5 protein-coding genes are annotated in these 9,417 nt (G+C 58.6%); 4 read left to right on the forward strand and 1 reads right to left on the reverse strand.

Annotation, left to right across the window (positions count from 1 at the left end; genetic code table 11):
- Positions 1 to 101: 101 nt before the first annotated feature.
- Positions 102 to 2,552: a glycogen/starch/alpha-glucan phosphorylase gene (locus RYA97_RS17220; protein ID WP_002551620.1), complete on the reverse strand. Its 2,451-nt coding sequence runs from the start codon at positions 2,550 to 2,552 to the stop codon at positions 102 to 104.
- Between the two features lie 280 nt (positions 2,553 to 2,832).
- On the opposite strand from RYA97_RS17220, the gene pip reads away from it, so the two are divergent.
- The 4 genes from pip to mdoH all read left to right on the forward strand — a co-directional run bounded on the left by pip (position 2,833) and on the right by mdoH (position 9,050).
- On the forward strand, positions 2,833 to 3,804 hold the full coding sequence (gene pip, locus RYA97_RS17225) for a prolyl aminopeptidase (protein WP_005730969.1): 972 nt from the start codon (positions 2,833 to 2,835) through the stop codon (positions 3,802 to 3,804).
- Positions 3,805 to 3,843: 39 nt separating this feature from the next.
- Entirely contained in the window at positions 3,844 to 4,281 is a 438-nt protein-coding gene (gene dtd / locus RYA97_RS17230; RefSeq protein WP_004654194.1) for a D-aminoacyl-tRNA deacylase, read from the forward strand.
- 265 nt (positions 4,282 to 4,546) lie between these two features.
- Positions 4,547 to 6,475: a glucan biosynthesis protein G gene (locus RYA97_RS17235; protein WP_316892751.1), complete on the forward strand. Its 1,929-nt coding sequence runs from the start codon at positions 4,547 to 4,549 to the stop codon at positions 6,473 to 6,475.
- Entirely contained in the window at positions 6,468 to 9,050 is a 2,583-nt protein-coding gene (gene mdoH, locus RYA97_RS17240; protein ID WP_057404668.1) for a glucans biosynthesis glucosyltransferase MdoH, read from the forward strand. Before RYA97_RS17235 ends, mdoH begins: the two co-directional genes overlap by 8 nt.
- The last annotated feature ends 367 nt before the right edge of the window (positions 9,051 to 9,417 follow it).

Genomic DNA, 9,417 nt, shown 5'->3' on the forward strand with positions numbered 1-9,417 from the left:
GCCGCACCGCGCATTCAAGATCGGATGCGGAGCGTCCAGAACTGCGTTACCACGCCGGAGCGTGGTAACGAGAGCCCAGTGAGTGCGCGAGCAGCTCCGAGTCAGTCCAGCGCCTTCCAGATGTCGCCGGCGTACTCGCGAATAGTCCGGTCCGAAGAGAACCAGCCCATGCGTGCGGTGTTGAGCACTGCCGAGCGCCACCATTCCTTGGAATCGTGCCAGCGTTCCTCGACTTTGGCCTGTGCTGCCCAGTACGAATCGAAGTCGGCACAGACCAGGAAGCGGTCATAATCCAGCAGCTGATCGATCAGTCCCACGTAACGGTTCGGATCATCCGGCGAGAACACGCCGCCACGAATCGCTTGCAGTACATCGTTCAAACGCCCCGATGCCGCCACGTCTCCATGTGCGTTGAATTCGCCTGCGCGCTTGCGGGCTTCGACCTGTTGCGAGGACATGCCGAAGATGAACATGTGCTCCAGCCCGACCTGCTCGCTCATTTCCACGTTGGCACCGTCCAGCGTGCCGATGGTCAGCGCGCCGTTGAGGCCGAACTTCATGTTACTGGTCCCTGAAGCTTCCAGGCCTGCCGTGGAAATCTGCTCGGACAGGTCGGCTGCCGGGATGATGCTCTCCGCCAGACTGACGTTGTAGTTGGGCATGAACACCACTTTCAGCAGGCCACGCACCGTCGGGTCGTTGTTCACGGTCCGGGCGATATCGTTGGTCAGCTTGATAATCAGCTTGGCCGAGTGATAACTGGCCGCCGCCTTGCCAGCGAAGATCTTCACCCGCGGAACCCAGTCTGTGCCTGGCTCGGCACGAATTGCCTGATACAGCGCTACGGTGTGGAACAGGTTCAGCAACTGGCGTTTGTATTCGTGAATCCGTTTGACCTGGACGTCGAACATCGCTGCAGGATTGACGGCAATACCCAAGCGTTCATGAATGATTGCTGCCAGTGCGCGCTTGCTGTGCAGGCGTTGGTCGGCCATCTGCTTGCGGAACGAAGACTTATCGGCGAACGGCTCAAGCTCTTTGAGGCGAGTCTCGGCATTATCCAGAACGTCCTCACCCAGCGCTTCGACGAGCATTTCGGTCAGCTTCGGGTTGGCCTGGAACAGCCAGCGGCGGAAGGTGATGCCGTTGGTCTTGTTGTTGATCCGCTCCGGATAGATCTTGTGCAGCTCGGCGAACACGGTCTTGCGCATCAGTTGGGTATGCAGCGCCGAAACGCCGTTGACGCTGTGCGAGCCGAGGAACGCCAGGTTGCCCATGCGTACCCGACGACCGTTGTCTTCTTCGATCAGCGATACCGCACGCAGCACGTTGACGTCGTCGACGCCTTTGGCGCGCAGTGTGTCGATGTGTTGCGCGTTGATCAGGTAGATGATTTGCATGTGGCGCGGCAGCATCCGCTCCATCAGGCCGACCGACCAGGTCTCCAGCGCTTCCGGCAGCAGCGTATGGTTGGTGTAGCCAAGGGTGCCGACGGTGATTTTCCAAGCGGTGTCCCACGGGATGTTGTGGTTGTCGATCAACTGACGCATCAGCTCGGCCACCGCAATGGACGGGTGCGTGTCGTTCATCTGAATCGCTGCATGGTCTGGCAGATCGGTCAGCGTGGCGTGCTGGTTCAGATGGCGGCGCAGCAAATCCTGCAGCGATGCGGAAACAAAGAAGTATTCCTGGCGCAGGCGCAGTTCCTGGCCCGCTTCGGTTGCATCGTTCGGGTACAGCACGCGGGAAATACTTTCGGCGCGCACTACTTCGGCGACGGCGCCAAAGTGGTCGCCCGCGTTGAAACGTTCCAGATGCAGGTCTTCCACTGCACGGGCGCGCCACAAGCGCAGAGTGTTGACGCTTTTCCCGCGCCAGCCGACCACAGGGGTGTCGTAAGCAATGGCCCGAACGGTTTCGCCCGGACGCCAGACCTGACGCGAGTCGCCCGCTTCGGTCACCACAGTGTCGACGCTGCCACTGAAACCGATGGAGTAAACCACCTCAGGACGCTCGAATTCCCACGGGTTGCCGAAGTCCAGCCAGTTTTCGGTCTGTTCCTGCTGCCAGCCGTCGACGATGCCCTGACGAAACAGCCCGTGCTCGTAACGAATCCCATAACCGTGCCCGGCAATGCCCAGGGTCGACATGCTTTCCATGAAGCACGCTGCCAGACGACCCAGGCCGCCGTTGCCCAGCGCTGCATCCGGTTCAAGCAAGCGGATACGTTCGATATCCACACCCAGCTCGGTCAATGCTTCGCGAGCCACTTCCAGCAGGCCGAGGTTGCTCAGGCTGTCGTAGAGCAGTCGGCCAATGAGGAATTCCAGAGACAGGTAGTAAACGCGCTTCTGGACCTTGCGATAAATCTGCCGCGTGTGGTCCATCCAGTGTTCGACCATGTGGTCGCGGGCGGCAAGGGCAACAGCTTCAAACCAGTCATGCTCAAACGCATGGTCGGGGTCCTTGCCCACCGAATAGGTGAGTTTGGCGAGCACAGCGGCGCGGAAAGCAGCCACATCAGCGTCACGAACAAGTGGTTCCTGAGACATCGGTACAACCTCAAGTAGTCTGACGAATGGAAAACGGGATTCTTAGACTGTAGGCGTGTCGTCAGTTATTTCCTGAAAATAGTAGAAATAATTGAAGGCAGCGCCCTCGCTTCGACCCAAGGCAACGGCTCTGGTTCGCGCGCTGACCAAATTGGCAAAACGCTTGCATCGATCGTTCCATCCCGATCAATGACGTGCAGCATGCTGATTCTTCGTTTCGGGTTTATGATGCCCAACGGCAGAATAATAGAAGCCTCTGAACTGGACTTATGGAGCACTTATGCAGACTTTGTACCCGCAGATCAAACCCTACGCCCGGCACGATCTGGCCGTGGAACAACCGCATGTGCTTTACGTCGATGAAAGTGGCTCGCCAGAAGGGTTGCCAGTGGTATTCATTCATGGCGGCCCTGGTTCCGGATGCGATGCGCACAGTCGCTGCTATTTCGATCCTAACCTGTACCGTATCGTAACGTTCGATCAGCGTGGCTGCGGTCGTTCCACACCGCATGCCAGTCTTGAGAACAATACCACCTGGAAACTGGTGGAGGACCTTGAGCGGATTCGCGAGCACCTCGGAATCGACAAATGGGTGCTGTTCGGCGGCTCATGGGGCTCGACTCTGGCCCTGGCTTACGCGCAGACCCATCCCGACCGTGTGCACGCGCTGATTTTGCGAGGCATATTCCTGGCCCGTCAGCAGGAAATCGACTGGTTCTATCAAGCGGGTGCCAGCCGTCTGTTCCCGGATTACTGGCAGGATTATGTAGCACCGATCCCGCTGGATGAGCGCGACAACCTACTGGCTGCCTTCCACAAGCGCCTCACCGGGCCGGACCAGATCGCCCAGATGCACGCTGCCAAAGCCTGGTCGACCTGGGAAGGGCGTTGTGCAACCTTGCGCCCCAACCCGCAAGTGGTCGATCGCTTCGCCGAACCGCACCGTGCGCTGTCCATTGCGCGCATCGAATGCCATTACTTCATGAACAAGGCGTTCCTTGAGGAAAACCAGTTGATTCGCGACATGCCAAAGATCGCGCACCTGCCGGCGATCATCGTCCACGGTCGTTATGACGTCATCTGCCCGCTGGATAATGCCTGGGAGTTGCATCAGAACTGGCCCGGCAGCGAACTGCAGGTCATTCGTGAGGCTGGCCATTCGGCGTCGGAATCCGGTATCGCTGATGCGCTGGTGCGTGCCGCTGCAGAAATTGCGCGCAACCTGCTCGACCTCCCGCCCGAAGAAGCATGACAGCAGCCTGGTATTGGTTTTGAGTCTGGAAAGGCATTTATGAAAGGTTTGTTGCAGCGCGTGCGAAACGCACGCGTCGAGGTGGGCGGCGAAGTTGTCGGTGCTATCGATCAGGGCATATTGGTGCTGGTGGGCATAGAGCCTCAAGACACCCGCGCCAGTGCCGATAAGTTGCTGCACAAGCTGCTTAATTATCGAGTGTTCAGCGATGCCGACGGCAAGATGAATTTATCCTTGCGCGAGGTAGGTGGCGGGTTGTTGCTGGTTTCGCAGTTCACGCTGGCCGCGGATACCAAAAGCGGGTTGCGTGCGGGGTTCTCGAAAGCCGCTGCTCCAGCGCTGGGCGCCGAGCTGTTCGACTATCTATTGAGTCAGGCCAGAATCGCGCATACCGCTGTGGCTGCGGGCCAATTTGGTGCGGACATGCAAGTGCACTTGATAAATGATGGCCCAGTGACATTTTTGTTCGATACATAAGCTACGATTTCATCGTTTCTCCCCTGAATTTTCCGGTCGCACGGGAAATAAATTTCTTTGTCATACCTGATGCGTTGTGGCGCGCGCTGCTGGATAATCGCGCGTTACGGGGATCGACACTGTTGGTCCATTTGGTATGACAAAAGCGGTTCTGACACCGGGTTGGGGAATCATTAAGCCCATTCGGAGTCGGAACAATGCTCGCCAACCCGGCATTGATAGCTGGCCGTTGGTTTTTTCATCTGTTTTTCGGCGAGGGTTGCTCGTGATTGTTAGTCCCTGTGATGCTCCAAAGACACCTGTCAAGCGGTTGCGTAGTGCACTTCTGGCAAGCTCGGCCCTTGTATGCCTGTTCAGTGCAGGTCAGCTGTGGGCGTTCAATCTTGATGATGTAACGGCAAAAGCCAAAGAACTGGCCGGGCAGAAGTTCGAGGCTCCAAGGAGCAATCTGCCGAACGAGCTTCGCGATATGAAGTTTGCCGACTATCAGAAGATTCGCTTCCGCGATGACAAGGCCGAATGGGCGGGCGAGAAGACTCCGTTCAAAGTGTCTTTCTACCACCAGGGCATGCACTTCGACACGCCGGTCAAGATCAACGAAGTGACCGCCACCAGCGTCGACGAAATCAAGTATGACTCCAGTCGTTTCGATTTCGGCGATCTGAAGATCGACCCCAAATCCACCGAGAAACTGGGTTATGCCGGTTTCCGTGTCCTGTATCCGATCAACAAGGATGACAAGCAGGACGAAATCATGACCATGCTGGGCGCGAGCTACTTCCGCGTGATCGGCAAGGGTCAGGTCTATGGCCTGTCCGCACGCGGCATGGCAATCGACACTGCATCGCCGTCTGGTGAGGAGTTCCCGCGCTTCAAGGAATTCTGGATCGAGAAGCCGGGCCCGGATGACAATCATCTGGTGATTTTCGCGCTGCTCGACTCGCCGCGCGCTACCGGTGCTTATCAGTTGACCCTGCGTCCTGGCACCAACACTCTGGTTGACGTCAAGTCGCGCATGTTCCTGCGTGACAAGGTCAACAAGCTCGGTGTTGCGCCATTGACCAGTATGTTCCTGTTCGGTGCCAACCAGCCTTCGCGTGTACCTAACTATCGTCGCGAACTGCACGACTCCAGCGGTCTGTCGATTCAGGCTGCCAACGGTGAGTGGTTGTGGCGTCCGCTGAACAACCCTAAACATCTGTCGATCAGCAGCTTCTCGGTCGAAAACCCGCGTGGTTTCGGTCTGCTGCAACGTGGCCGTGACTTCAGCCAGTACGAAGACCTCGATGACCGCTATGACAAACGTCCAAGCGCCTGGATCGAGCCGAAGGGTGACTGGGGCAAGGGCACCGTCGAGTTGGTCGAAATTCCGACTGCCGACGAGACCAACGACAACATCGTGGCCTACTGGAAGCCTGAGACTCTCGCAGAGCCAGGCAAGGAAATGGCATTCGATTACCGTCTGCACTGGACCATGCAGGAAAACTCGATCCACTCGCCGGATCTGGGCTGGGTCAAGCAGACCCAACGCTCCATCGGTGATGTGCGTCAGTCCAACCTGATCCGTCAGCCAGATGGCAGCCTTGCCTTCCTGGTCGACTTCGTGGGCCCGGTACTGGCCGCATTGCCGGAAGACAAGACTATTCGCAGCCAGGTGACCACTGACGACAACGTCGAACTGGTGGAAAACAACCTGCGCTATAACCCGGTCACCAAAGGCTACCGCCTGACCCTGCGTGTGAAGGTCAAGGATTCCGGCAAGCCAACCGAAATGCGCGCTTACCTGCTGCGTGAAATCCCTGCCGAACCGGGCAAGGAACCTGCGCTGCTCGTTGCAGACAAAGCTGAAGAGAAGAAGGCTGCTGCCAAGGAAGCTGCCAAACCGGCAGTTGCCAAGGAATCTGCCAACGACCAGGTAGAAATCGCCAAGGCCGACGCGCCGAAGCCTGAAGCCGCCAAACCCGAGACCGCCAAGCCTGAAGCTGGCAAGGCCGACGCTGCGAAAGGTAAAGGCGAAGTTGCCAAAGCCGATGCAGCCAAGGCTGACGTAGCCAAGGCTGACGTAGCCAAGGACAAGGACGGTAAAGAGATTCAGCAGCCTGAAACCGAGGCAGCACCCACCCATCCGGAACCGGCCAAGACGTTGCAAGTCATGACCGAGACCTGGAGCTATCAGTTGCCGAGCGATGAGTAATTCTCTACCGGTGCCAGTGTCTCTGAACGAGTACCTGGCGCATTTACCGATGAGCGACGAGCAGCGGGCAGAACTTGCCGGCTGCAAGACCTTCGCCGAGTTGCATGAGCGTCTTTCTGCGCAGCCGGTCAATGACCCTGCCGAGGCCGCTCAGGCTTCGGTGGGTCGCCGCCTTACGCTGACCACCGCAGACCAGCTGGAGGACGCCGAGATGCTCGGCGTCGATGCCAGCGGTCGCCTGTGCCTCAAGGCCACACCGCCCATTCGCCGGACCAAGGTCGTGCCAGAACCATGGCGCACCAACATTCTGGTACGCGGCTGGCGTCGCCTGACCGGCAAGACCAACCCGCCCAAGCCCGCGCATGATGATCTGCCGCGGGATCTGCCGAAGGCGCGCTGGCGCACCGTCGGTTCGATCCGTCGCTACATCCTGCTGATCCTCATGCTGGGCCAGACGATCGTGGCTGGCTGGTACATGAAGGGCATTCTGCCGTATCAGGGCTGGTCGCTGGTTTCGCTCGACGAAATCACCCGTCAGACCTTTGTGCAGACTGCTTTGCAGGTCATGCCTTATGCCTTGCAGACCAGCATTCTGTTGCTGTTCGGGATTCTCTTCTGCTGGGTGTCGGCCGGTTTCTGGACCGCACTGATGGGCTTCCTTGAGCTGCTCACCGGTCGCGACAAATACCGTATCTCGGGGGCCAGTGCTGGCAACGAGCCGATCGAAAAGGGCGCACGTACTGCGCTGGTCATGCCGATCTGCAACGAAGACGTGCCACGGGTTTTCGCCGGCCTGCGCGCTACGTTCGAGTCGGTCGCGGCTACGGGTGATCTGGATCGTTTCGATTTCTTCGTACTCAGCGACACCAACGAGACCGACATTGCCGTTGCCGAGCAACAGGCTTGGCTGGACGTATGCCGCGAGACCAAAGGTTTCGGCAAGATCTTCTATCGCCGTCGTCGTCGTCGCGTAAAACGCAAAAGCGGCAACCTGGACGACTTCTGCCGTCGTTGGGGTGGTGAATACCGCTACATGGTCGTGCTCGATGCCGATAGCGTCATGAGCGGAGAGTGTCTGACCAGTCTGGTTCGCCTGATGGAAGCCACGCCGGACGCTGGTATCATCCAGACCGCGCCACGTGCGTCGGGTATGGACACGCTGTATGCACGCATGCAGCAGTTCGCTACCCGGGTCTATGGTCCGCTGTTCACCGCCGGTCTGCACTTCTGGCAGTTGGGTGAATCCCACTATTGGGGTCACAATGCGATCATCCGCATGAAGCCGTTTATCGAGCATTGCGCCCTGGCGCCGCTGCCGGGTAAAGGTGCCTTTGCCGGTGCGATCCTGTCTCACGACTTCGTCGAAGCTGCGCTGATGCGCCGTGCCGGCTGGGGGGTGTGGATTGCTTACGACCTGCCGGGCAGTTATGAAGAATTGCCGCCCAACCTGCTGGACGAACTCAAGCGTGACCGTCGCTGGTGCCACGGCAACCTGATGAACTTCAGGCTGTTCCTGGTCAAGGGCATGCACCCGGTTCACCGCGCGGTGTTCCTGACCGGTGTGATGTCGTATCTGTCTGCACCGTTGTGGTTCTTCTTCCTCGTGCTGTCCACGGCCTTGCTGGCGGTGAACACACTGATGGAGCCGACTTACTTCCTTGAACCGCGTCAGCTGTATCCGCTGTGGCCACAATGGCACCCGGAAAAAGCTGTTGCGTTGTTCTCGACGACCATCGTCCTGCTGTTCCTGCCTAAACTGCTCAGCGTCATTCTGATCTGGGCCAAGGGCGCGAAAGGCTTCGGTGGCAAGTTCAAGGTCACCGTTTCGATGCTGCTGGAAATGCTCTTTTCGGTGCTGCTGGCACCGGTGCGCATGCTGTTCCACACCCGCTTCGTACTGGCCGCTTTCCTGGGCTGGGCCGCGACCTGGAACTCTCCGCAACGCGACGACGACTCCACGCCGTGGATCGAAGCCGTTAAGCGTCATGGTCCACAGACACTGCTGGGCGCATGCTGGGCCTTGCTGGTGTTCTGGTTGAACCCGAGCTTCCTGTGGTGGCTTGCGCCGATTGTGGTCTCGTTGATGCTGTCGATTCCTGTGTCGGTGATTTCCAGCCGTACCAATCTGGGCGTCAAGGCGCGTGACGAGAAGTTCTTCCTGATTCCTGAAGAGTTCGAACCGCCGCAAGAGTTGATCTCGACGGATCAGTACACCTACGAGAACCGCTGGCATGCGCTGAAACAAGGCTTCATTCGGGCTGTGGTGGATCCTCGCCAGAATGCTCTGGCCTGCGCCCTGGCAACCTCGCGTCACCGTCAGGCACAGCCGATCGAAGTGGTGCGTATGGAGCGTGTTGATCAGGCTCTGAAGGTAGGTCCGGCCAAACTCGGCAATCAGGAACGTCTGATGCTGCTGAGCGACCCGGTCGCCCTTGGACGCCTGCATGAGCGCGTCTGGAGCGAAGGTCACGAAGAGTGGCTGGCCGCCTGGAGAGCTTCCATCGAAGCTGATCCACATGCGCCATTGCTGCCTTTGCAGCCTGTAGGTAAAGCGTCGGAGCCGGTCCCGGTCTAAAACCGCCCGGCTACGAAAAAAGCCCCTGCCGCTTAGCGCGTCGGGGGCTTTTTTATTGGGCTTTGTGGCACATAAATACAGAGGACATGGTCAAGACGGGTTCTCCAGAACACCGCTCGTTCCTCACGCTCCAGCGTGGGAATGCAGTTCATGACGCTCTGCGTCGTCAGAGGACGCGGAGCGTCCAGACCGGCATGCCCACGCGGAGCATGGGCACGATAGTGTTATCCCTGACGACGCTCGTTCTTCTCCCGCGTGGGAAATGCAGTTCACGACGCTCTGCGTCGCAAGAGGACGCGGAGCGTCCAGACCGGCATGCCCACGCGGAGCATGGGCACGATAGTGTTATCCCTGACGACGCTCGTTC

The organism is Pseudomonas syringae group sp. 26L6 (assembly GCF_032587815.1).
Lineage (GTDB): Bacteria > Pseudomonadota > Gammaproteobacteria > Pseudomonadales > Pseudomonadaceae > Aquipseudomonas > Aquipseudomonas amygdali.

Excerpts from the sequence above, each read along its gene's own strand:
- RYA97_RS17220 (WP_002551620.1), bottom strand. The coding sequence starts at position 2,552 with ATGTCTCAGGAACCACTTGTTCGTGACGCTGATGTGGCTGCTTTCCGC.
- pip (WP_005730969.1), top strand. The coding sequence starts at position 2,833 with ATGCAGACTTTGTACCCGCAGATCAAACCCTACGCCCGGCACGATCTG.
- dtd (WP_004654194.1), top strand. The coding sequence starts at position 3,844 with ATGAAAGGTTTGTTGCAGCGCGTGCGAAACGCACGCGTCGAGGTGGGC.
- mdoH (WP_057404668.1), top strand. The coding sequence starts at position 6,468 with ATGAGTAATTCTCTACCGGTGCCAGTGTCTCTGAACGAGTACCTGGCG.